The organism is Rhizobium sp. CFBP 13726 (assembly GCF_014841925.1).
GTDB lineage: Bacteria > Pseudomonadota > Alphaproteobacteria > Rhizobiales > Rhizobiaceae > Neorhizobium > Neorhizobium soli.
In genome coordinates this window covers 163064-186193 of sequence record NZ_JACYUU010000006.1, presented here as the reverse complement: position 1 = coordinate 186193, position 23130 = coordinate 163064, and the positions used below count along the sequence as shown (strand labels likewise).

The 23130-nt window shown below is 61.4% G+C and carries 15 protein-coding genes; 7 read left to right on the top strand and 8 right to left on the bottom strand.

What is annotated here, in order from left to right:
- The 3 genes from holA to leuS are packed head-to-tail and all read right to left on the bottom strand — an operon-like array spanning nucleotide 1 to nucleotide 4215.
- Nucleotides 1-1038, bottom strand: a complete 1038-nt coding sequence (gene holA, locus IFT66_RS21670; protein ID WP_192078901.1) for a DNA polymerase III subunit delta — start codon at nucleotides 1036-1038, stop codon at nucleotides 1-3.
- Entirely contained in the window at nucleotides 1026-1586 is a 561-nt protein-coding gene (locus tag IFT66_RS21665; RefSeq protein WP_371816224.1) for a hypothetical protein, read from the bottom strand. The genes holA and IFT66_RS21665 overlap by 13 nt, the downstream gene beginning before the upstream one ends.
- Nucleotides 1579-4215: a leucine--tRNA ligase gene (gene leuS, locus IFT66_RS21660; protein WP_192078900.1), complete on the bottom strand. Its 2637-nt coding sequence runs from the start codon at nucleotides 4213-4215 to the stop codon at nucleotides 1579-1581. The genes IFT66_RS21665 and leuS overlap by 8 nt, the downstream gene beginning before the upstream one ends.
- Before the next feature lie 179 nt (nucleotides 4216-4394).
- Between leuS and IFT66_RS21655 the strand changes: the two genes are divergently transcribed.
- Both IFT66_RS21655 and IFT66_RS21650 read left to right on the top strand, forming a co-directional pair.
- Nucleotides 4395-5054, top strand: a complete 660-nt coding sequence (locus IFT66_RS21655) for a YggS family pyridoxal phosphate-dependent enzyme (RefSeq protein WP_062577078.1) — start codon at nucleotides 4395-4397, stop codon at nucleotides 5052-5054.
- Nucleotides 5055-5142: 88 nt separating this feature from the next.
- Nucleotides 5143-7080: a propionyl-CoA synthetase gene (locus IFT66_RS21650; protein ID WP_192078899.1), complete on the top strand. Its 1938-nt coding sequence runs from the start codon at nucleotides 5143-5145 to the stop codon at nucleotides 7078-7080.
- An 80-nt stretch (nucleotides 7081-7160) separates the two neighbouring features.
- Here the strand turns inward: IFT66_RS21650 and IFT66_RS21645 are convergent, their stop codons facing one another.
- Complete coding sequence (locus IFT66_RS21645; RefSeq protein WP_192078898.1) at nucleotides 7161-7883, bottom strand: DUF1013 domain-containing protein; 723 nt, start codon at nucleotides 7881-7883, stop codon at nucleotides 7161-7163.
- 183 nt (nucleotides 7884-8066) lie between these two features.
- Here IFT66_RS21645 and acs point away from each other — a divergent pair, with 183 nt between their 5' ends.
- Nucleotides 8067-10019, top strand: a complete 1953-nt coding sequence (gene acs, locus IFT66_RS21640; RefSeq protein WP_062577075.1) for an acetate--CoA ligase — start codon at nucleotides 8067-8069, stop codon at nucleotides 10017-10019.
- 96 nt (nucleotides 10020-10115) lie between these two features.
- Here acs and IFT66_RS21635 read toward each other — a convergent pair whose 3' ends face one another.
- Nucleotides 10116-10559, bottom strand: coding sequence for a thermonuclease family protein (locus tag IFT66_RS21635; RefSeq protein WP_192078897.1), 444 nt, complete (start codon nucleotides 10557-10559; stop codon nucleotides 10116-10118).
- A gap of 62 nt (nucleotides 10560-10621) precedes the next feature.
- Nucleotides 10622-10840, bottom strand: coding sequence for a DUF1674 domain-containing protein (locus IFT66_RS21630; protein WP_062462846.1), 219 nt, complete (start codon nucleotides 10838-10840; stop codon nucleotides 10622-10624).
- Between the two features lie 110 nt (nucleotides 10841-10950).
- Between IFT66_RS21630 and htpX the strand changes: the two genes are divergently transcribed.
- The 4 genes from htpX to purH all read left to right on the top strand — a co-directional run bounded on the left by htpX (nucleotide 10951) and on the right by purH (nucleotide 16835).
- Nucleotides 10951-11940 carry a zinc metalloprotease HtpX gene (gene htpX / locus IFT66_RS21625; RefSeq protein ID WP_192078896.1) on the top strand — a complete coding sequence of 330 codons (990 nt, stop codon included), beginning with the start codon at nucleotides 10951-10953 and terminating at the stop codon, nucleotides 11938-11940.
- Nucleotides 11931-13346 carry an RsmB/NOP family class I SAM-dependent RNA methyltransferase gene (locus tag IFT66_RS21620; protein WP_192078895.1) on the top strand — a complete coding sequence of 472 codons (1416 nt, stop codon included), beginning with the start codon at nucleotides 11931-11933 and terminating at the stop codon, nucleotides 13344-13346. Before htpX ends, IFT66_RS21620 begins: the two co-directional genes overlap by 10 nt.
- 101 nt (nucleotides 13347-13447) lie before the next feature.
- Nucleotides 13448-15121: a heparinase II/III family protein gene (locus tag IFT66_RS21615; RefSeq protein WP_192078948.1), complete on the top strand. Its 1674-nt coding sequence runs from the start codon at nucleotides 13448-13450 to the stop codon at nucleotides 15119-15121.
- Between the two features lie 97 nt (nucleotides 15122-15218).
- Nucleotides 15219-16835, top strand: coding sequence for a bifunctional phosphoribosylaminoimidazolecarboxamide formyltransferase/IMP cyclohydrolase (gene purH, locus IFT66_RS21610; protein ID WP_192078894.1), 1617 nt, complete (start codon nucleotides 15219-15221; stop codon nucleotides 16833-16835).
- A gap of 17 nt (nucleotides 16836-16852) precedes the next feature.
- On the opposite strand, the gene IFT66_RS21605 is transcribed toward purH, so the two are convergent.
- Together IFT66_RS21605 and IFT66_RS21600 are read right to left on the bottom strand one after the other, a co-directional pair.
- On the bottom strand, nucleotides 16853-18241 hold the full coding sequence (locus tag IFT66_RS21605; RefSeq protein WP_192078893.1) for an MFS transporter: 1389 nt from the start codon (nucleotides 18239-18241) through the stop codon (nucleotides 16853-16855).
- A 25-nt stretch (nucleotides 18242-18266) separates the two neighbouring features.
- Nucleotides 18267-23030: an NAD-glutamate dehydrogenase gene (locus IFT66_RS21600; protein ID WP_192078892.1), complete on the bottom strand. Its 4764-nt coding sequence runs from the start codon at nucleotides 23028-23030 to the stop codon at nucleotides 18267-18269.
- Nucleotides 23031-23130 lie beyond the last annotated feature (100 nt).

Genomic DNA, 23130 nt, shown 5'->3' with positions numbered 1-23130 from the left:
TCAGCGATATCGCGACGACTGTATCGCGATTGCCATCAGGCTGTGGAAGGCGATGCTGGGCTCGAGACTTTGTCTTTGCCGGGACTGGAGGACGGCCGCCTGCAGGCGCTCGGTTTCCCGGGCAAGTGCCGGCGCGGTCCAGGATCGCAGCGCCTTTTCGATAATCGGCTTGCGCTTGAAATGGATATGCCGACCGAGCGTCATCATGACCTGTGCGGCCTGCAGCTTCTTGTCGTCCATTTCCGCCCGCATCACATCCAGCAACTGGAACTGTCTGAGGCAGGATTGCAGGATCAGGAAGATCGGCGTCTTGGATACAAGCACCTTCTGGAAAGCGCGCTGCAGAGATGCCACGTCCCCAGAGAGAATGGCGTCGACGGCCTCGTCCGCGGAGACGCTGCTCGCATCGCCGATGATTTCATCGACGTGATCTTCGGTAACAGTCCCCGCACCGCGACAATAGAGCGCCAGCTTCTTCACCTCATTGCGGGATGCGATTCGATCGCCGCCGAGAAGCTCCATCAGGCGCTGGCGGGCAGCGCCGCTGATGGTGAGGCCTTCGGCCGACAGTTCGGTATCGATCAGGCCAGCAAGGGCCCGTGCATCGTCCGCATAGCAGGGAATGACGGCGATGGAGCGGACCGGCTCCACCACCTTGCGAAGGCCGCTGCCCTTCTTCAGGTCACCAGCCTCGATGATCAAGATATTGGCGGGAGGCTCATCCTTGGCGAGCGCCTGCATGGCATCCAGCAACGGCTTCTCGTTCATTGCGCCACGGAGCCAGACGAGCTTGGCACCTCCAAAAAGGCCGAGTGAGTTGACCTCATCGAGAAGACGGCCGGGATCGCCCTGGAGATCGGATACATCAAGCTTGAGCATCGCGAATGGGTCGTCCTGCGCGACACCGGTCTTGGCTGCGATCTGCGCAGCCCGCTCGGAAACGAGCCCGCGATCGGGCCCATAGATGACGAAGATCTTGTAGAGGCTGACCGACTTGTCAAGAAACCGGTCGAACTCGTGGGATTTTATTTCTGCCATACGGGAGGCGACTGGGGCTCGCGGGCAAGGGCAATGGCGATTTCACCACGCAGGAACTCGGCTGTCTCGCGGGCAGCACGGTTTTCAGCGTCGCGGATTGCGCGCAATTTTGCAAAGCTCTGTCCCGGGACATCGATCAAGGCGACAACTTCGCGCTTGGCCGATTTCAGGATCTTGCTGTCGCTGATACGGGTCAGCGTATAGGTGACATCCACCTGGACGCGGCCGGCAACAGGGATGTTGCTGACAGACACGGTGTCATCGTCGCTGGTAAGGTCTAGAATGCTCGAGGCGGAGCTCGTGGCCGTCATCTTTACTTCGTAGAGCGGATGCGCGGTCTCGCCTGCACCATGACCGGTGAGGAAGACGAGATTGTTGCGGATCACCTGCTCGATACGGGTCTTCGGATCCGCAAACTCCACGGATGCGAGCTTCTGACCGGTGCCTTCCTGTTCGGAATAGAGAGGCCGTGCCTGGCATCCCGCCAGAAGGGCAAGGCCGGCGATGCCAAGTGCGATGCCAAAGCGGCGGAATGAACGATCAGGCAACAATGTTCACGATCCTCTGTGGGACGACGATGATCTTCTTCGGTGGCTTGCCACCGAGAGCGGCTTTTACCACGTCGAGTGCGAGGGCTGCAGCCTCGACGGCAGTTTGATCCGCGTCGCGCGCGATTGTCAATTCGGCGCGCTTCTTGCCGTTGATCTGGACCGGCATCGTGACGTCGTTTTCAACCACGAGAGCCTTGTCGAACTTTGGCCAGGCAGTTGTTGATACCATCTCGCCATTGCCGAGCACGGCCCAGCATTCCTCGGCCAGATGCGGCGTCATTGGCGCGACGATCTGGATCAGGATTTCCGAGGCGTTGCGAACAGCGGCACGGTAGGCGGCGTCGCCCTTGCCGGCTGCAACATCGGTCAGCGGCGCTGCCAGCGCGTTGACCAGCTCGTAGATGCGGGCGACGGCCTTGTTGAAGGACAGCTTGTCGAGATCGCCCTGAACGGCCTGCAGCGTCTTGTGGGCCAGCTGCGAGATTGCCAGTCCATCGCCATCCTTAGCCGGAGTCGGATCGACCGTCTTCAGGTTTTCGGCAGCTTCCGAGATCAAGCGCCACAGGCGCTGGGTAAAGCGGTAGGAACCTTCGACACCCGCTTCCGACCAGATCACGTCGCGATCCGGCGGACTATCGGACAGAACGAAGAAGCGGGCCGTATCGGCGCCGTAGGATGCGATGATGTCATCGGGATCGACGACATTCTTTTTCGACTTCGACATTTTTTCGATCGAGCCGATGGTGACGCCGGCGCCGCTTGTCAGCAGCGTCGCGGTACGCTTGCCGTCGATTTCCTCGATACGGATATCGGCGGGGGCGACCCATTCACCGTTTTGGCCGGACTCGCCGAGACGGTAGGTTTCATGCACGACCATGCCTTGCGTGAACAGGCCCTTGAACGGTTCCTTCACGGCCACATGGCCGGTCTCGCGCATGGCACGGGTGAAGAAGCGCGAATAGAGCAGATGCAGGATGGCGTGCTCGATGCCGCCGATATACTGATCGACCGGCAGCCAGTGATCGGCAACGGCCGGGTTTGTCGGCTCGTTCAGCCAAGGGGCTGTGAAGCGTGTGAAATACCAGCTGGAATCGACAAACGTATCCATCGTATCCGTCTCGCGACGGGCATCGTGGCCGCATTTCGGGCAGCTGACATGGCGCCAGGTCGGGTGGCGATCGAGCGGGTTGCCCGGCAGGTCGAAGGTGACGTCGTCGGGCAACTGCACCGGCAGGTCCTTCTTCGGCACCGGCACGACGCCGCAGACTTCGCAATGGATGACAGGGATTGGGCAACCCCAGTAGCGCTGGCGGGAAATACCCCAGTCGCGCAGGCGGAAGTTCACCTTGCGCTCGCCCTGCGGTGCATTGCCCAGCGTCTGTTCGGACAGCTTGTCGGCAATGATCTGAAACGCTTCGTCGGTGCTCTTGCCGTCCAGGAAGCGGGAATTGATCATCACGCCATCGTCGACGAAGGCGGTGTCGCCGATCTCGAACGTGGCGGCATCGCCATCCTCGGGCATCACGACGGCAACGACTGGAAGATTGTATTTGCGGGCGAAATCCAGGTCGCGCTGGTCGCCGGCCGGGCAGCCGAAGATGGCGCCTGTGCCGTATTCCATCAGCACGAAGTTCGCGACATAGACCGGCAGTTCCCAAGAAGGGTCGAGCGGATGCCTTACGCGGACGCCGGTGTCTATGCCCTTTTTCTCGGCCGTTTCCAGCGCAGCAAGGGATGTGCCCTGACGGCGGCATTCCTCGGCGAAGGCTTCGATCTCAGGGTTGTTCGCAGCCGCGGCCTTGGCCAGCGGATGGTCGGCAGCGATTGCCAGGAACGAGGCGCCGAACAGCGTGTCGGGACGGGTCGTATAGACCGTCACGTCCTTGTCGACGCCGGCGGGTGCGGTTTCCGTCACGATTTCCCAGCGCAGGCTCATTCCTTCGGAGCGGCCGATCCAGTTCTTCTGCATCAGCCGGACCTTTTCAGGCCACTGATCCAGGTTATCCAGTTCGTCGAGCAGATCCTGGCTGAAATCGGTGATCTTGAAGAACCACTGCACCAGCTCGCGCTGATCGACCAGAGCGCCGGAACGCCAGCCGCGACCGTCGATCACCTGTTCGTTGGCCAGAACCGTCTGGTCGACCGGATCCCAGTTGACCTTGGATTGCTTGCGATAGACCAGGCCCTTTTCCATCATGTCGAGGAAGAGGTGCTGCTGCTGCTGGTAATATGCCACGTCGCAGGTGGCGAACTCGCGCGACCAGTCCAGCGAAAGGCCCATCGCCTTCAGCTGCTTTTTCATGGATTCGATGTTCTGGTAGGTCCAGGCCTTCGGGTGGGTCTTGTTGTCACGCGCGGCGTTTTCTGCCGGCATGCCGAACGCGTCCCAGCCCATCGGGTGCAGAACGTTGAAGCCGCGGGCGCGCTTGTAGCGGGCGACAACGTCACCCATCGCATAATTGCGCACGTGACCCATGTGAATGCGGCCGGACGGATAGGGGAACATCTCGAGGACGTAATACTTTTCCCGCGGATCGGCATTGTCGGTTTCGAAAACCTTCGCCTCGTTCCAGGTCTGCTGCCAACGGGGCTCGGCATCGCGCGGGTTGTAACGTTCAGTCGCCATCTGGATGATATTCCGGGAAATCAGGATATAGGAGTCGGGCAGACCTTCACCATGAATGGCCGCAAGCGTCAAGTTTTTGAGGCCTGACACGTGCCAAACTTTGATGGGACATGCCCTTGGCAGAGCCTCATATGGGCTTTAATCGCTTGCATCACAAGAATAGCGAAAGGTGACGGACAATGAGCGTCGAACAACGGCTCCAGGAAGTCAGGACAAGGATCGGCAAGGCGGAAGAGACGGCCAATCGCTCCGCGGGCTCTGTCTCGCTCGTCGCTGTCTCCAAGACATTCGATGCCGGTGACATTAGGCCGGTCATCGCGTCGGGCCAGCGTGTGTTCGGTGAAAACCGGGTGCAGGAGAGCCAGGGCAAGTGGCCGGAGCTCAAGGCGGAGACGCCGGGCATCACGCTGCATCTGATCGGTCCGCTGCAATCCAACAAGGCGGCCGATGCGGTGGCTCTGTTCGACGTGATCGAGACGGTGGACCGCGAGAAGATTGCACGAGCCCTGGCAGACGAAATGGCTAAGCAGGGCAAGTCGCCGAAGCTCTATGTGCAGGTGAATACCGGGCTTGAACCGCAAAAGGCAGGCATCGAGCCGAAAGAGACGGTGGCGTTCGTCGCGCTTTGCCGAAACGAACTGGGGCTCGCCGTCGAAGGGCTGATGTGCATTCCGCCCGCGGATGAAAATCCGGGACCGCATTTCGCGCTGCTGGCCAAGCTTGCCAAAGAATGCGGCGTGGACAAGCTTTCCATGGGCATGTCCGGCGATTTCGAGACGGCGGTGGAATTTGGCGCCACCAGCGTGCGAGTCGGTTCGGCAATCTTCGGCGCGCGCTGAAGTCTAACCCGTTGGTCGGGCTTCCCGCCCGATCGTCCCTCCCCTACACTCGCCCGATCAGGCTATGCGGTTGTGTTGGGAGGTACAGATGCAAAGCCAATATTTCGACGTTTACAGCAGCTGGGAAAACAACCCAGAGGCCTTCTGGAAGTCCGCGTCAGAGGCGATCGACTGGTTCAAAGAACCGGACGCGGTCTTTGATGCCAATGCCGGTGTCTATGGTCGGTGGTTCGTGGGGGGTGAAACCAACACCTGCTACAATTGCCTCGACCGCCATGTCGCGGCGGGTAACGGCGATCGGCTCGCCTTCATCCACGACAGCGCGATGACCGGTACGCAACAGTCCTTCACCTATGCCGAGGTGTTGGCGCAGGTGAAGGCGATTGCCGCTGTCATGCGCGATCTTGGCATCGGTCGAGGTGACCGGGTCGTCATCTACATGCCGATGGTGCCGGAAGCGATCTTCTCGATGCTGGCCTGCGCGCGGATCGGCGCTGTACATTCCGTGGTGTTCGGCGGTTTCGCGGCACAGGAACTCGCAGCACGGCTGAATGATAGCCAGGCAAAACTGGTCATCTCCGCGAGCTGCGGACTGGAGCCCGGCAGGGTCGTCGCCTACAAGCCGTTGCTTGACAGGGCAATCGACCTCGCAACAGTCAAGCCCGAGCATTGCCTCATCGTGCAGCGGCCGGAACTCATAGCGCAGCTCAGGCCCGAAAAGGGCGAGCTCGACTTTGCCGATCTGGTTGGCAACGCGCTTGGCCGGGATATCGAATGCGTGGCGGTCAAGGCTACCGATCCGCTCTACATTCTCTACACATCCGGTACGACGGGACAGCCAAAGGGCGTGGTGCGCGACAACGGCGGTTACATGGTGGCGCTCGCCTGGAGTATGCCGAATATTTTCGGGATCAAGCCGGGCGAGGTGTTCTGGACCGCGTCCGATATCGGCTGGGTGGTCGGTCACTCCTATATCGTTTACGCGCCGCTGCTTGCCGGCAATACCAGCGTCATCTTCGAGGGAAAGCCCGTCGGAACACCGGATGCAGGGACCTTCTGGCGCGTCATCGCCGACCATGACGTCAAGGTCTTCTTCACGGCGCCAACGGCGTTCCGCGCTATCCGCCGCGAAGACCCGGATGGCGAGCTCATGGCGCATTACGATCTCAATGGTCTGCGCGCTCTTTTTCTGGCCGGCGAAAGGGCGGATCCGGAAACGCTGAAATGGGCGGAACAGAAGCTGAAAGTGCCTGTGATAGACCACTGGTGGCAGACCGAGACCGGCTGGCCGATTGCTGCCAATCCGATGGGGCTGGGGCTGATGCCGTTCAAGCACGGATCTCCCACACGACCGATGCCCGGCTACGCCATCGATGTTCTTGATGATTCCGGACTGCCGGTGCCGGCGGGGACGCTCGGCAACCTCGCCATCCGGCTGCCGCTGCCGCCCGGATGCCTGCCGACCTTCTGGAGCGCAGATGAGCGTTTCCGCGAGACCTGTCTCAGCACCTTCCCTGGGTACTATACGACCGCAGATGCAGGCGTGATCGACGAGGACGGCTACGTCTTCGTGATGGCGCGCACGGATGACATCATCAACTGCGCCGGGCATCGCCTTTCGACCGGCTCAATGGAAGAGGTCTGTGCGAAACATCCTGATGTGGCGGAATGCGCCGTGATCGGCATCAGCGATACGGTGAAGGGGCAGATCCCCTGCGGCTTCCTTGTCCTGAAGCACAATGTTTCACGGGAAACGGATAAGATCTCGTCGGAAGTCGCAGAAATGGTGCGCTCGGAGATCGGCCCGGTTGCGGCGTTCAAGACGGTCATGATTGTGCCGAAACTGCCCAAAACACGCTCGGGCAAAATCCTGCGGGGCACGATGCAGAAAATCGCGGACGGGATGCCCTGGACCATGCCGGCAACGATCGAGGATCCGGGCGCACTGGATGCGGTGACAGCCGCGCTCACCGCGAAAGGCTATGGAGGGGGCATGCGGGCTGTATCGCGCACAGGCGACACCTAGGCTGGCGACTGAGCGCCCAAATAAAAAGCCCCGGGCTGTGGCCCAGGGCTTTCGTAAAATCGTATCTCGAAGATCGCGGCTTAGAAGCGGCCGTCGTCTTCTTCGTCGTCGTCCTTGCGGGTCGACTTGAGGGAGGAAAGCTTGGCGAACACGGCGTTCGCATCGATTTCCTTTTCCTTCTCTTCTTCGCGTTCGCTGCGGAAACCGCTGAAGCCGATGTTTTCGGCTTCTGCAGCAGGCTGCAGGGACGCACCGAGCTCGGCAGCGGTTGGAAGCGGGCGACCCTTCGAGGCCTTTTCGACTTCAAGGTCGAGATCGATCTGGCTGCAGAGGCCAAGCGTGACCGGGTCCATTGGCGCCAGGTTTGCGGCGTTCCAGTGGGTGCGCTCGCGGATCTGCTCGATGGTCGACTTGGTGGTGCCGACGAGGCGCGAAATCTGCGCGTCCTTCAGTTCTGCGTGATTGCGCACCAGCCAGAGAATGGCGTTGGGGCGATCCTGGCGCTTGGAGACCGGCGTGTAACGCGGGCCGCGGCGCTTGGATTCGGGAACGCGAACCTTCGGCTCGGAAAGCTTGAGCTTGTAGTTGATGTCTTTTTCAGCGCGCTCGATCTCGTCGCGCGACAGCTGGCCGGTGGCGATCGGGTCGAGGCCCTTGATACCCTGCGCTGCTTCGCCGTCTGCAATCGCCTTCACCTCAAGCGGGTGAAGTTTGCAGAACTGGGCGATCTGGTCGAACGAAAGCGCGGTGTTGTCGACGAGCCAGACGGCTGTCGCTTTCGGCATGAGCAGTGTTTGAGCCATAGATATAGTTCCTCTGTCCGTCCGCGCCGGTGTCGCGGGCGTGGGTATCAACCACAATTTCCGGGAATTTATTGCCCTATATTCGATTTGCGTCGGAATTGCAAATCGTCCAGCACCTTACCCTTTGTCTAATTGCGGCCCATGTTCCAAGTGTTAGATATGGGTCAAAGCAGGGAGGAGCACATGTCCGAAAAAATCTATCCGGTCGAAAAAGCCACCAAGGCAAAGGCGCTCATCGACAAGGACAAGTATGACAAGTGGTATGAGGAAAGCATTGAAAACCCGGACAAGTTCTGGGGCAAGCATGGCAAGCGGATCGACTGGTTCAAGCCTTTCACCAAGGTGAAAAACACGTCGTTCAAGGGAAAGGTCTCGATCAAATGGTTCGAGGATGGCCAGACCAACGTTTCCTATAATTGCATCGATCGACACCTGAAGACGCATGGCGAGCGCACTGCGATCATCTGGGAAGGCGATAACCCGTATATCGACAAGAAGATCACCTATAACCAGCTCTACGATCAGGTGTGCCGCATGGCGAACGTGCTGAAGAAGCACGGCGTCAAGAAGGGCGACCGGGTGACGATCTACATGCCGATGATCCCGGAGGCAGCCTATGCTATGCTGGCCTGCGCCCGGATCGGCGCGGTTCATTCGGTCGTGTTCGGCGGATTTTCGCCGGAAGCGCTGGCCGGCCGCATCATCGACTGCCAGTCGACATTCGTGATCACCTGCGACGAGGGCGTGCGCGGCGGCAAACCGGTGCCGCTCAAGGAAAATACGGATACTGCCATCCGCATCGCAGCCAAGCAGTATGTCACGGTCAACAAGGTTCTGGTCGTCCGCCGTACCGGCGGCAAGACGAACTGGGCGCCCGGCCGCGACCTCTGGTATCACCAGGAAATCGCCACCGTGAAGGAGCATTGCGAACCGGTGAAGATGAAGGCGGAAGACCCGCTTTTCATCCTCTACACGTCCGGTTCCACCGGCAAGCCGAAAGGCGTTCTGCACACGACCGGCGGCTATCTCGTCTATGCGGCCATGACGCATGAATACACGTTCGATTACCATGATGGGGATATCTACTGGTGCACGGCCGATGTGGGCTGGGTGACCGGGCATTCGTATCTCGTCTACGGGCCGCTGGCGAACTGCGCGACAACGCTGATGTTCGAAGGCGTGCCGAACTTCCCCGATCAGGGCCGGTTCTGGGAAATCGTCGACAAGCACAAGGTCAACATCTTTTACACGGCGCCGACAGCGATCCGTTCGCTGATGGGCGCCGGCGACGAGTTCGTGACGCGGTCGTCGCGGGCCAGCCTGCGGTTACTCGGAACGGTCGGCGAGCCGATCAATCCGGAGGCCTGGAACTGGTATCACGAGGTGGTCGGAAACAAGCGCTGCCCGATCGTCGATACCTGGTGGCAGACGGAGACCGGCGGCCACATGATCACCCCGCTCCCGGGTGCCACAGCGCTCAAGCCGGGTTCGGCGACGAAACCGTTTTTCGGCGTGCAGCCGCAGCTGGTGGATAACGAAGGCAATGTCCTGGAAGGGGCTGCCGACGGCAATCTCTGCATCATCGACAGCTGGCCGGGCCAGATGCGCACGCTCTACGGCGATCATGACCGCTTCGTCGAGGCGTATTTCACCACCTACAAGGGCAAGTACTTTACCGGCGACGGCTGCCGGCGCGACGAGGATGGCTATTACTGGATCACCGGCCGCGTTGACGACGTGCTCAACGTTTCCGGCCACCGTCTCGGGACGGCGGAAGTGGAATCGGCGCTGGTGTCGCACAACCTCGTGTCGGAGGCGGCCGTGGTTGGCTATCCGCACAATATCAAGGGCCAGGGTATCTACTGCTATGTGACGCTGATGGCCGGCAACGAGGGCACGGAAGAGCTTCGCCAGCAGTTGGTCAAGCATGTGCGCCAGGAGATCGGCCCGATCGCGGCACCGGACAAGATCCAGTTCTCTCCCGGCCTCCCCAAGACCCGATCCGGCAAGATCATGCGACGCATTCTGCGCAAGATTGCCGAGGACGATTTCGGGGCACTCGGCGATACGTCGACCCTCGCCGATCCAGGCGTGGTGGATGATCTCATCGCCAACCGGCAGAACAGGTCGGATTGATCCGATCACTCGCGTGGGGTGTCAGCGATGGCATCCCACGCATTTCTCGGCCTTGAAACGAATATCTGCGTATTATTCCAAACGGCCAATACAGGGTCAGTCACCACAGACCGGCACCATTTTGCGGCCGCCGTCATAGGGTTGGACCAGTCCTGCCAGAAGCAGGTCCGAGCCGGCGTTGCGGCCATCTGGCAGCACGACATCGGCGACGACGCGGCCAAAATACTTGTCTCCGGAAATGTTGACGAGCTGGATCGTGCCGGACGCCTGCGTCAATGCTTCCAGCGCCTGTCGCGCGTCGCCGCCGGCCTGCCGGACGGAATGGCACTTCGACTTCAGCTCCGGCGCATCGATGCCTCGGATGCGGACATAGACTTCCACCCTCTGCTGCGGCCAAGGCCGCGCCTCGACCAGGATCGTGTCTCCATCGATGACCCGCAGGATCTCGGCAGCAACCGGGCCGGAGATTTCCTCGCGTGCGCTCGCGTCAGCCGCAGTGGCTCCGAGGAGAACAGCAATGACCGCGAGATATCTGACCATGAAAGGAATAAATTCCGAACATGAGGCGAAGTCAATAGGAATATTTACTCACGGCTTACCGCTCAGAAATCGATGGCGCGGCCGTTGATTTCCCAGTCGCCGAAGCGGGCGGGATCGGCGCCGCCGCGGCCGCCGAATTCTTCCGGCGTGTCCGTCTTTGCTGCTGCCTGCCGGCGCTCCTCGGCTTCCTTCAGCGCGCGCTGGGCAGCGGGCGAGAGTGGTTTGCTCGGCGCTGCGGTCTCGATCTGCGTTTCGCTGTTGTCGTTGTCGGGCGTCTGCATTTCATTCACCGGATGGTTTATTGAAAGTCTGAGCGAATTCACCACATTATAGGGCGTTCTCAAGGTTTCGAAAAGCCTAGACGGTCGAATTGGCAACGGGAGATATGACGATGAATGTGATGCGCACCGCCATGCTTCTGGCCTTCATGACAGCCTTGTTCATGGGCATCGGCTTCCTGATCGGCGGCAAGGGCGGGATGATGATCGCGCTGGTGATCGCGGCCGGCATGAACCTGTTTTCCTACTGGAACTCCGACAAGATGGTGCTGTCTGCCTATCATGCGCAGGAAGTGGATGCGCAGTCGGCGCCGGAATTTTACCTGATGGTGCAATCGCTTGCGGCCAATGCGGGCCTGCCGATGCCGAAGGTCTATATCTACGATAACCCGCAGCCGAATGCGTTTGCGACCGGCCGGAATCCGGAAAATGCTGCCGTTGCCGCCTCGACCGGTCTGTTGCAAAGCCTGACGCATGACGAAGTGGCTGGCGTCATGGCGCATGAGCTCGCGCATGTGCAAAACCGCGACACGCTGATCATGACGATCACAGCGACACTTGCTGGTGCGATTTCCATGCTTGGCAACTTCGCGTTTCTGTTCGGTGGCAATCGCGGAAACAACAGCAATCCGCTCGGTTTTATCGGCGTGATCGTTGCCATGGTCGTTGCGCCCTTTGCGGCGATGCTGGTGCAGATGGCGATCAGCCGGACCCGCGAATATTCGGCCGACCGTCGTGGTGCCGAGATCTGCGGCAAGCCGCTGGCGCTGGCTTCCGCACTCTCCAAGATCGCCGGCACGGCGCGGCAGGTTCCGAATTACGAGGCGGAGCGCAACCCTGCGACGGCGCATATGTTCATCATCAACCCGCTTTCGGGCGAGCGGATGGATAACCTGTTCTCGACCCATCCGAATACGGACAACCGGATCGCAGCACTTCAGCAGATGGCTGGTGAGTTCCGGGGGGACATCGGCGGCGGTGGCTCGACGGGGCAGTCTTCGGCTGCTAGACCGCAGCGAAGCGCGCGCTCCGTTCCGAATTCCGGCTCCGACAGCCGGTGGGGCCGCAGTTCGAACGAACCGCCCAAGGGTCCATGGTCTTGAACGACAAGAAAAACAACAAGCCTTCCAGATCAACTGGCGCGCGGGAAAACCCGACATCCCATGCGCCAGGCTCTCGCCCAGACGCCGGACCGGCAAAGCCGGGGCTCGAAGTCCGCGTGACAGCGGCCAAGCTTTTGTCGGCGGCCATCGACAAGAAGATTTCGCTCGATGGCATGCTCGACCTGTCCCACGGCAACCCGGCCTACAAGGCATTGGGCGATGCTGACCGGGCCCTGACGCGCGCCATCCTGACCACCGCCCTTCGCCATCTGACCCGGCTCGAAGCGGCGATTTCGTCCATGATCGATACGCCGCTGCCGCACGGGGCAAAATCCCTGCATCATGTTCTGGTGGTTGCGGCCGCGCAGATCCTCCATCTCGACGTCCCCTCGCATGCGGCGGTCGACTTGGCCGTCGAGCAGGCCAATCGCGATCCTCGCAACCGTCGCTTTGCCAAGCTGGTGAATGCCGTTCTGCGCCGCATGGTGCGCGAAAAGGAAGAGATCCTCCCGGCCACCGCTTCGGTGTCGCCGGTACCGGATTGGTTCCGCAAGCGTCTGGTTGCCGCCTACGGCGAGACCGAGGCCGACAAGATTGCCGAAGCGCAGCTGACGCCGGCCGCCATCGATCTGACAGTAAAGGGCGATGCCAAGGGCTGGGCCGAAAAGCTCGGCGGCAAGCTGTTGCCAACAGGCAGCATCCGCCTGCAGGCTTTCCAGGGATCCGTGACCGGTCTCGAGGGTTTCGAGGACGGTGAATGGTGGGTGCAGGACGTTGCCGCATCCATTCCGGCACAGTTGTTCGGTGACCTCACGGGCAAGCGTATCGCGGATCTCTGTGCGGCGCCCGGCGGCAAGACGGCGCAGCTGGTTGTGGCCGGCGCGCACGTGATTGCCGTCGAGCAATCCGCCAACCGGCTGGCGCGGCTGAAGGAAAACCTGGCACGGCTCGGTCTCGAGGCGGAGCTCTCGAGCGGTGATCTGTTCGAATTCAAGCCGGACGAATTGCTTGATGGCGTGCTGCTTGATGCACCCTGCTCGTCCACCGGCACCACCCGCCGCCATCCCGATGTGCTCTGGACCAAGGGACCCGAGGATATCGGCAAGCTTGCCGTGCTGCAGGAACGCATGCTGCGGTATGCGGTGACGCTGGTAAAACCGGGTGGGCTCATCGTGTTTTCGAACTGCTCGCTCGATCCGCTGGAGGGCGAGAAGCTGGTGGCCAAGGTGCTGGGGGATACGCCGACACTGGAACGGCAGCCGGTCAGCCCGAGCGATTGGCCGGGTCTGGAATCCGCGATTTCAGATCTCGGTGAATTTCGGACCACGCCGGCCATGCTGCCGGGGGATGAGACCTTTGCCGGTGGTATGGATGGCTTCTTCGCGAGCGTGCTCCGCGTCAGGTAAGTCTTTATTCACTATAACCTTACATAGTTTCGGTTGATCCATAATCGATTCCGGGCGCTCGGGGAGAGCATCCGGCCCTGCGGAGAATATCTCAAGTGACGATGCGGCTTGCCGATCGCCGAAGGCTTCTCGCCTTCGGCATGCGGGAGATCTGGCGACGCATTTGTCGCCGGTCCGCCGGCATGCGCCTTGCTCTGACACCGCTGCCGGTGCCGGACAGGCTGATCGTGGCGCCAACCGATCTGCGATCGATCGATCCGTTCATTGCCGAGGAAATTCTCGAAGGGCGCTATCCGCTGGCCGGTCGCGTTCTCGAAACTTTCGGTCATTCGCCGTTTCAGGTCGAGCTTCCGTCCAAGGCGTTTGCCGAGCGGCTGCATTCGTTTGCCTGGCTGCGGCATGTTCGCGCCAACAAGACGGAAGAGGCCTGCGACCACGCCCGTGACGTGGTGGCGGACTGGATCACACTGCATGGCCGTCGCCAGAGGGGCATCGGCTGGGAACCGAGCGTGGTGGCCGAGCGGGTGGTCGCATGGCTGTCGCACTCGACCGTCCTCCTCCAGGGCGCGGAGGCCGGCTTCTACCGCCGCTTCATGAAGAGCCTGGCGTTTCAGGTTCGCTACCTGCGCAAGATCGCTGGCTGCATTCCCGCCGACGAGACCCGGCTTCGTATCCGCATCGCGCTCGCCATGGCATCGGTTTCCATGCCCACCCGTGCGGCTTTCATCCGCCGCGAAGGTGCGCGGCTCGACCGTGAACTGGAATTCCAGATTCTGGCCGATGGCGGCCATCTCTCGCGCAATCCGCGCTCGATGCTCGATGCGCTGCTCGATCTTCTGCCGCTGCGGCAGACCTATATCAATCTCGGCCATGATCTGCCGCAAAAGCTGATCCCGACGATCGACCGCATCTATCCGGCGCTGCGCTTCTTCCGCCACCAGGATGGCGATCTGGCGCTGTTCAACGGTGCCACGGCGACACCGGCAAGCGAGCTGATGTCGGTGCTGCGGTATGACGAAAGCGGTGGCAAGCCATTCAAGGCGCTGCCGCATATGAACTATCACCGGCTGACGGCCGAGGACACGACGCTGATCGTCGATACCGGCTGGTCGGAGCCGGAATTCTCGCGCACGGCCCATGCCGGTTGCCTCGCCTTCGAGCTCTCGTCGGGCCGCAACAGATTCATCGTCAACTCGGGCTCACCGAAATTTTCCGGGCGCGGCCACCGCAGGATGGCGCGCTCGACGGCGGCGCATTCGACACTGACGCTGTCGGAGACGTCATCGAGCCGGATCGCCAAGTCGAAGCTTGCCGGGCCCATCCTGCTTCCCGGCGTCTCCGACGTCACGATCGACCGACGCGACGATGCGCATGGCAACGACTGGCTGCGGGCGACCCATGACGGGTATCTCAAGGAGTTCGGCTATCTCTACCACCGCGAGATCGGCCTCAACACGACCGGCAACAAGATCAAGGGCCATGACCGGCTGTTCGTGCCCGATGGCGAAGAGCCGGGCGACGAGAGACTGGTGGCCGTGGTTCGCTTCCACATCCATCCTGCCATCCGGCTGGTGCGGCGCGACCCCGAAAGCGTCGTGATGCAGGCGAGTGACGGCGAGAAATGGCTTTTTTCGGCGCCGGGTCTCGAGGTCATGATCGACGAGGACATCTTCTTTGCGGATGTTTCCGGCCCTCGCCCGAGCCAGCAACTGGCGATCGAATTTACCCTGCCCGAGGTCACCGAAATCCGCTGGATGCTGCGTCGCGCCGATTAGCCTTGGTTGGAATAGGGTTTCCCTGAAGGGGTAGCTGTGCTAACCGGCGGCCAATCCCTTTTAGCCCTTTCGGGGCACCCTCTTTCAGGAGAGACCGATGGCCGTCGCATCCAAAAAAATCCCAGCGCCAGACCGCGTCAAGATCCGCACAGCGCTTCTTTCCGTGTCCGACAAGGCCGGCATCATCGAGCTCGCCAAGGCGCTGACCGAGCAGGGTGTGAAGCTGCTATCGACCGGCGGCACGCACAAGGCGATCGCCGCCGCGGGTCTTGCCGTCACCGACGTCTCCGAAGTCACGGGCTTTCCTGAGATCATGGACGGTCGCGTCAAGACGTTGCATCCGACCGTACATGGCGGTCTTCTCGCCATCCGCGACGATGAGGAGCATGTCGCGGCGATGAAGACACACGGCATCGAGAGCATCGATCTTTCGGTCATCAATCTCTATCCGTTCGAGGAAGTGCGCGCGGCAGGCGGTGATTATCCGACGACGGTCGAGAATATCGATATCGGCGGCCCGGCGATGATCCGTGCGTCCGCCAAGAACCATGCCTATGTCACGATCGTCACCGATCCCTCCGACTACCCTGCCCTGATCGAGGCGCTGCAGGCCAATGGCGGCGAAACGGACTATGCGTTCCGCCAGAAGCTTGCCGCCAAGGCCTATGCCCGCACCGCAGCCTATGACACGGCGATCTCCAACTGGTTTGCCGAAGCGCTCGAGATCGAGACGCCGAGCTATCGGACAATCGGCGGCGTGCTGAAGGAAGCCATGCGCTACGGCGAGAACCCGCACCAGAGCGCCGGCTTCTACGTGACCGGCGAGAACCGCCCCGGCGTTGCCACGGCGGTGCTGCTGCAGGGCAAGCAGCTTTCCTACAATAACATCAACGATACCGATGGCGCCTTCGAGTTGATCGGCGAATTTGCGGCCAATCAGGGACCGGCTTGTGCCATCATCAAGCACGCCAACCCTTGCGGCGTCGCGACCGGCTCGACGCTGAGGGACGCCTATCTGCGGGCGCTGGCCTGCGACAGCACCTCTGCCTTCGGCGGCATCATCGCGCTCAACCAGTTGCTCGACGCCGAGACGGCGGAAGAGATCGTCAAGCTGTTTACCGAAGTAATCATCGCACCCGAGGTTTCCGACGAGGCGAAGGCGATCATCGCTTCCAAGAAGAACCTGCGCCTGCTGGTGACCGGCGGTCTGCCGGACCCGCGTTCGCGCGGCATTACGGCAAAGACCGTTGCCGGCGGCCTTCTGGTGCAAAGCCGCGACAGCGGTGTCATCGAGGATGTCGATCTGAAGGTCGTGACCAAGCGCGCACCGACGCCGACCGAGCTTGAAGACATGAAGTTTGCCTACAAGGTGGCAAAGCACGTCAAGTCCAACGCTATCGTCTATGCCAAGGACGGCCAGACGGCGGGCATCGGCGCCGGCCAGATGAGCCGGATCGATTCCGCCCGCATCGCCGGCCTCAAGGCCGAAGATGCGGCGAAGGCCATGGGCTGGGCCGAGCCGATGACCAAGGGGTCAGCGGTCGCATCGGAAGCCTTCTTCCCGTTTGCCGACGGTCTCCTCTCGGCGATTGCTGCCGGCGCCACAGCTGTCATCCAGCCCGGCGGCTCGATGCGCGATGCGGAAGTGATTGCGGCAGCCGACGAGCATGATGTGGCGATGGTGTTTACCGGCATGCGTCACTTCCGGCACTAATCTGAGCCGAAGACTTTCTATCCGGCCGGTCTATCGGCCGGATAGGGAACGGTCAGAAGCAGGATCAGGCCGGTGCCAAGAAAGACTGTCAGCGTCGCCATGCCGAGATGGGCCGAGCCCGTTGCATAGGTGACGATGGAAAACGACAGCGTGGCGAGGAAGCTCGTCGCGCGTCCCGACAGCGCGTAGATCCCGAAATAGCGGCCGGCCTCCGAGACATCGATGCTGCGGGCAAGGTATGACCGCGACGAGGCCTGGACCGGGCCGAAGGCGGCACCGATCAGAAGCCCGAACAGGATATAGGCCTTTTCCGCCGCGGTGCCGAACATTCCACCTGAGTCCTCCATGGAAAGCGGCATCAGGCCGAAGAAGACCTCGCCCGGGCTGGTGGAAACGATGCCGAGTGTTGCGATCAGCAGCAGGACGAGACTTGTAACCACCACCGTCTTTGATCCGAGCACGCGGTCGAGGACCCCGGCGGCGATACAGCCGAAAATCGCCACGACATTCAGGATGATGCCGTAGATGCCGATCTCGATGGTCGCCCAGCCGAACATGCCCGCCGCAAACGTGCCGCCCAGAATGATCAGGCCGTTGACGCCATCCTGGTAGAGCATGCGGGCAATCAGGAAACGGATGATGCCCGGGCGTTGCTTGAGTTCACGCAAGGTGCCTGCAAGTTCACGGAAGCCGGAGCCGACGGCCTTTGCGAGAGGCAGGCCTTTCGGGGCATCCGGCGTGAAGAAGAACATCGGCAGGATGAACAGAAGATACCAGATCGCCGCGATCGGGCCGGTGATGCGGGCGTCCTCGCCGAGCGCCGGATCCAGACCGAACAGCGGCGGAATGCCGATGAGCGTCAGACCCGTTTCCGGATTGGCCGCAAGCAGCGCAACGACCGCGATCAGGACGACCATGCCGCCGAGATAACCCAGACCCCAGGCGATGTTCGAGACCCTGCCGATATCGACCTTGGACACCAGACGCGGCATCATGGAATCGTTGAAGACGATCGAAAATTCGGCCGCGATCGAGGCAAGGATGATGCAGGTGACCGGCAGGGTGAGCGGAGAGCCGGGTGCCGCCTGCCAGAGCATGACGAGGCTTGCGACCTTGATCAGTGCAAAGCTTGCGATCCATGGCTTTCTGGCGCCCGACTGATCGGCGATCGAGCCCAGGATCGGAGACAGGATGGCGATGACGACGGAGGATGCCGTCGCCATGTTGCTCCAGGTGGTCTGGGCGGAGATCGGGTCGTCGGTGAGGCGCGCGACGAAATACGGGCCGAAGATGAAGGTGATGACAACGGTAAAGAACGGCTGTGCTGCCCAGTCGAACAGCATCCAGCCCCAGATGCCGCGCCGGCCTGGTTTAGCCGGCGCCTCGTCAAGTCCTGTCTCGGCCATCTTCTTTTCCCCGCAGCCCCTGCCCTCAAGTCGACCGTGCGTGTGCCAGATCTCCCAGCAGGCCGGCGGCGACGGAAATCTTCGAGAGGGTCAGATCGCCGCTTTCGCTGAGGCTCATCAGTTCAGCGCCGATGCGATTGACGCGCAGTCGATCGCCAGCGATCCAGGCTTCCACCGGCTTCTTGTCCTTGCGGTGCTCGGTCAAGACGGCAATGACGATGTCACGGCGGGCCGATGCGAGCTGTTGCAGGCTGCGTGACAGTGCCAGGCTTTCGTAATGGTCGCTTGTGCCAATCCGCTCGCCGGCCACGATCAGCCGGTTGACGCGGAACGTTTCGGTGACGGCGAAATAGCTCTCGATGGCGCGCGCCATGCTTTCGCCGGTCCGGTCGGCAATCCGCATGATCTCCGGCACGATGACGAGGGCCGATAGCAGGCGTATTTCTTTCACGAGACCGGACGGCGCCCCTTCGGCCTCAAGTTCTGCGGCAAGCGGGCCCGTTTCGGCGATGATATCGTCGGTCACGGCGGCGCGCAGACCCTTGATGGCGGCCCGGAGCCTGGCGATGGCCTCGGTCAGCTCCGTCGTGCCGATCTGCGTCTGAAGCGCGAGATAGGTGCCGATGCCGATGATGCGGCTAACCTGGGCGTAGAGATCATTCTGAACCCTGCCCGAGATCTTGCCATCCAGTTGGTCGATTTCGGCCCAGATGTTTTCGAGATCGAAGCCGTCGCGAACGAGGAAGAGTGCCTTGACGACATTGGCCGAGGTGGCCCCCGTCATGTCGCTCATCATGTGGACAAAGCCCGGGCCGCCGCGGTTAATGGCTTCGTTTGCCAGCGCCGTCGCGACGATTTCGCGGTGCAGGCGGTGGCCGGCGATATCCGCGGCATAAGCCTTCTGCATCTTCGCCGGGAAATAGGCTTTCAGCACGGAAGCAAAATATGGGTCGTCCGGGATGGTGCTGTCGATGAGTGCGTCGAATAGGACGATCTTCGAGTAGGAGACGAGCACGCCGATCTCCGGTCGTGTCAGCGGTCTCCCACTGGCGTAGCGCTCGGCAAGCTCGGCGTCGTCGGGCAGAGTCTCGACCTTGCGGTTCAGCCGCCCTTCGCTTTCGAGGACCGACATCAGGCGGGCGAGCTGCTCGCGATTGGCGGCACCCTTGCGCTCGACGAGCGAAATCGCCAGTGGTTGCAGGTAGTTGTTGCGCAAGACGAGATGACCCACGTCTTCCGTCATGGAGGCGAGCAGCGTGTTGCGCTTGGCGCGGGTCAGCCTGCCGTCCTGCATGGCCGGATTGAGCGCGATCTTGATATTGACCTCGACGTCGGACGAATTGACGCCGGCGGAATTGTCGATCGCGTCGGAATTGCAGCGCCCGCCGGCCAGCGAATAGGCGATGCGGCCCTTCTGGGTAACGCCGAGATTGGCGCCCTCGCCGATCACGCTGGCGCGCACTTCTGCGGCCGTGATGCGGATCGGATCGTTGGCGCGGTCGCCCACTTCGGTATCGGTTTCCGATGCCGCCTTGATATAGGTGCCGATGCCGCCGAACCAGAGAAGATCCACCTGGCTTTTCAGGATCGCCGTCAGGATCTCGAAGGGCGAGGCCGTCATCTTGTCGATACCGATCGCCGCTGCCGCCTGCTTGGTCAGTTTGACGGATTTTTCCGTGCGCGAAATGATCATTGCACCTTCAGACAGCGTCGAGCGGTCGTAATCCTGCCAGCTGGAGCGGGCAAGGGCGAACATGCGGCTGCGTTCGGCGAAGGACTTTTCGATATCCGGATCCGGATCGATAAAGATGTCGCGGTGGTCGAAGGCGGCGATCAGACGGATCTTTTCCGACAGAAGCATGCCGTTGCCGAAGACGTCGCCCGACATGTCGCCGACACCGGCGACCGAGAACGGCGTCGTCTGGATGTCGATGTCCTTTTCGCGGAAATGCCGCTTGACCGCTTCCCACGCGCCGCGGGCGGTAATGCCCATCTTCTTGTGGTCGTAGCCGGCCGAGCCGCCCGATGCGAAGGCATCATCCAGCCAGAAGCCGGCTTCCTGCGCCAGACCGTTCGCGGTGTCGGAGAAGGTTGCCGTTCCCTTATCGGCAGCGACGACAAAGTAAGGATCGTCCTCATCGATGCGCAGCGTGTTTTCGGGCGGGACCACCTCTCCGTCGATGATGTTGTCGGTAACCGACAGAAGCGTGCGGATATAGGTCTTGTAGGCTTCCTTGCCGGCGTTGAAGAAGGCGTCGCGCGCGGCGGCGGCGGGAAGCATCTTCGGGAAGAAGCCGCCCTTGGCGCCGACGGGAACGATGACGGCGTTCTTCACCTGCTGCGCCTTCACGAGGCCCAGCACTTCAGTGCGATAATCCTCGCCGCGGTCCGACCAGCGGATGCCGCCTCGTGCGACCTTGCCGAAGCGCAGGTGAACGCCCTCGACTTCGGTGCCGTAAACGAAGATCTCGCGGAACGGGCGCGGCTCCGGCAGGCCGTCGAGCATGTCAGGATCAAGCTTGAACGCCAGCATCGGCTTTGCGCCGCCGTTCTCGTCCACCTGGAAGTAATTGGTGCGAAGCGTTGCGTCGATCGCGTTGACGAAGCGGCGAAGCGTGCGGTCCTCGTCGAGGTTCGGGACGTTGCCGAGCGCTTCCTCGATCGTCTCGTGCAGCTCGGTCAGCTTCTTGATGCGGGCTTTTTCGGCAATCTTCGGATCGAACCCGTCGCGGAACAGGCGGAAGACGGCGGCGGAAATTTCCGGATACTTGTTGAGCGTATCGGCAATATAGGTCTGCGAGTAGACGATGCCGGCCTGGCGCAGATAGCGGGCATAGGCGCGCAGCACGGTCACTTCGCGGGCGGAAAGACCCGCAAGGAGAACGAGGCGGTTGAAGCCGTCATTGTCGATCAGTCCCTCGAACGCCCTGAGGAATGCGTCTTCGAGCCGCTGTCCCTCACGCGCAAGATCGATCTCGCGGGCACCGTCGAGCTGCAGTTCCATGTCGTGCAGGACGATGAGGTCCGCCTGCGGGCCGGCGTGGATTTCGAATGTCTGCTCGCTGACCACGTGAAAGCCGAGATTTTCGAGAAGCGGCACGCGGCGCGACAGGGAAAGATGCTGGTCGCGGTGGAAGATCTTTAGCGAAACTGTGTTCGCATCGTCACCGGGGCGCCGGTAGAAGTCGATCCGGATGGTCTCGCCGGCAGCGCAGGCGGCAATATCGGGCAGGTCGGCAAAGGTTTCTTCCGGAGAGAACGCTTCCTGGAAAGCGCGGGTGACGGAAAGGCGGGGGCTGTCTTCCGCAAGCAATGCGAACCTGTCTTCCCACGGCGTCGCGATAAGGCGCACAGCCTCCTCGAGCTTTGCCTGCGCGACACGCGGCGTCTTGCCGCCGCTGCGACCAATGATCATATGGACGCGGGCAACGCGGGCTTCCGGGAAGGCCGGGTAATAGGCCGAGACGTGGCCGTCGAAGATCTCGCAGAGATATGCGCCGACCTTTTCGCGGACGATCGAATTATAATCCTCGCGCGGCACGTAGACGATGACCGAAACGAAACGGTCGAAATGGTCGATACGCGGCAGCACGCGCACGCGCGGCCTCTCGCTCAGCTCCATGATCTGTTCGCAGAAGCTCGAGAGCACGTCGAGATCGATCTGGAAGAGATCGTCGCGCGGGTAGGATTCCAGCGTGTTTTCGAGCATGCGGCCCGAATGGCTTTCCGGATCGAACCCGAAATTCTTTTCAATACGGGCGATCTTTGCGCGCAGCAGCGGCACGTCGCGGACGGACTGGGTATAGGCAGTGGAGGTGAACAGGCCGACGATGCGCAGTTCGCCGACCACATTGCCCTTCTCATCGAAGCGCTTCACCCCGACGTAATCCATATAGGCGCGACGGTGCACGACGGATTTGACGTTGGCCTTGGCGACGATGAGGAAATCCGGGCCGTCGAGAAATTCGAGGATTTCTGGCGTCGTCGTGACCTGATCCTTGCCCTGACGCAGGACGAGCACATCCGGATCGGACAGAATGCCGAGGCCCCTGCCCTTGCCGCGCTCCACCTTGGCATCGGCGCCCTTGCCCGAATAGGTGTATTCGCGCATGCCGAGGAAGGTGAAATTGTCGTTCCTGAGCCAGTCGAGAAAAGCATACGCCTCGTCGGCATCGGCCTTCTTGCCTTTTTTAGCGTTGACGAGTTGGGCCTGGGCGTCTTTGAGAACGCCGAGCATCGCGGACCAGCCGGTAATGGCCTGGTGCACCTGGTTAAGAACAAAGCGGATTCGCTCGACCAGCCCGTCGGCTTGCTCGTCGTTGAGCTGAGGCACATGGATCTGGATCAGGCTGACGTGATGGGCCGGGTCGCCGGGTCGCTCGCTCGAGTGAAGCGTCGGCTGCTTGCCCGGTTCGATGACCAGGATCGGATGGACGGCCATCGTGAGGTCGCGATAGGCCGTCGTCACTTCACCCATGACCGAATCGAACAGAAACGGCATGTTGCGATCAATCACCGTAATGATCGAAACCGGCATTCCATCGGGCTCGACACCATCAAGGGTTTCGATTGTGATGTCGGCCTTGATTCGCGTCCAGGCTTTCAGCCGTCTTGCGGCATGTCCCGCGCACAGGGCGAGCATTTCTGGGGTGTAGTTTTCGAGATCGTCACTGCTGGCGCGGCTGAAGATCAGGAAGGGATCGAGATTGTCCTCCATGCCGGAAGCGGCCGCAATCTTGCCCGCCTTCTCGATCTGCTTGTCCCGCTTCGGGTTTTGCCGGCCTGCCATCTGTCTCTCCCTAAATTTTTTCTCAACGTGCGATAAAACGCAGCCAATGTCATTATGCTTTGCCGCGGTGTCTCACCGGTGCTTGCGGCTGGAATTTGTC

Coding starts and splice junctions, on each gene's coding strand:
- holA (WP_192078901.1), bottom strand. CDS start 1,038: ATGGCAGAAATAAAATCCCACGAGTTCGACCGGTTTCTTGACAAGTCG.
- leuS (WP_192078900.1), bottom strand. CDS start 4,215: ATGGCGACTGAACGTTACAACCCGCGCGATGCCGAGCCCCGTTGGCAG.
- IFT66_RS21655 (WP_062577078.1), top strand. CDS start 4,395: ATGAGCGTCGAACAACGGCTCCAGGAAGTCAGGACAAGGATCGGCAAG.
- IFT66_RS21650 (WP_192078899.1), top strand. CDS start 5,143: ATGCAAAGCCAATATTTCGACGTTTACAGCAGCTGGGAAAACAACCCA.
- IFT66_RS21645 (WP_192078898.1), bottom strand. CDS start 7,883: ATGGCTCAAACACTGCTCATGCCGAAAGCGACAGCCGTCTGGCTCGTC.
- acs (WP_062577075.1), top strand. CDS start 8,067: ATGTCCGAAAAAATCTATCCGGTCGAAAAAGCCACCAAGGCAAAGGCG.
- IFT66_RS21635 (WP_192078897.1), bottom strand. CDS start 10,559: ATGGTCAGATATCTCGCGGTCATTGCTGTTCTCCTCGGAGCCACTGCG.
- IFT66_RS21630 (WP_062462846.1), bottom strand. CDS start 10,840: ATGCAGACGCCCGACAACGACAACAGCGAAACGCAGATCGAGACCGCA.
- htpX (WP_192078896.1), top strand. CDS start 10,951: ATGAATGTGATGCGCACCGCCATGCTTCTGGCCTTCATGACAGCCTTG.
- IFT66_RS21620 (WP_192078895.1), top strand. CDS start 11,931: ATGGTCTTGAACGACAAGAAAAACAACAAGCCTTCCAGATCAACTGGC.
- IFT66_RS21615 (WP_192078948.1), top strand. CDS start 13,448: ATGCGGCTTGCCGATCGCCGAAGGCTTCTCGCCTTCGGCATGCGGGAG.
- purH (WP_192078894.1), top strand. CDS start 15,219: ATGGCCGTCGCATCCAAAAAAATCCCAGCGCCAGACCGCGTCAAGATC.
- IFT66_RS21605 (WP_192078893.1), bottom strand. CDS start 18,241: ATGGCCGAGACAGGACTTGACGAGGCGCCGGCTAAACCAGGCCGGCGC.
- IFT66_RS21600 (WP_192078892.1), bottom strand. CDS start 23,030: ATGGCAGGCCGGCAAAACCCGAAGCGGGACAAGCAGATCGAGAAGGCG.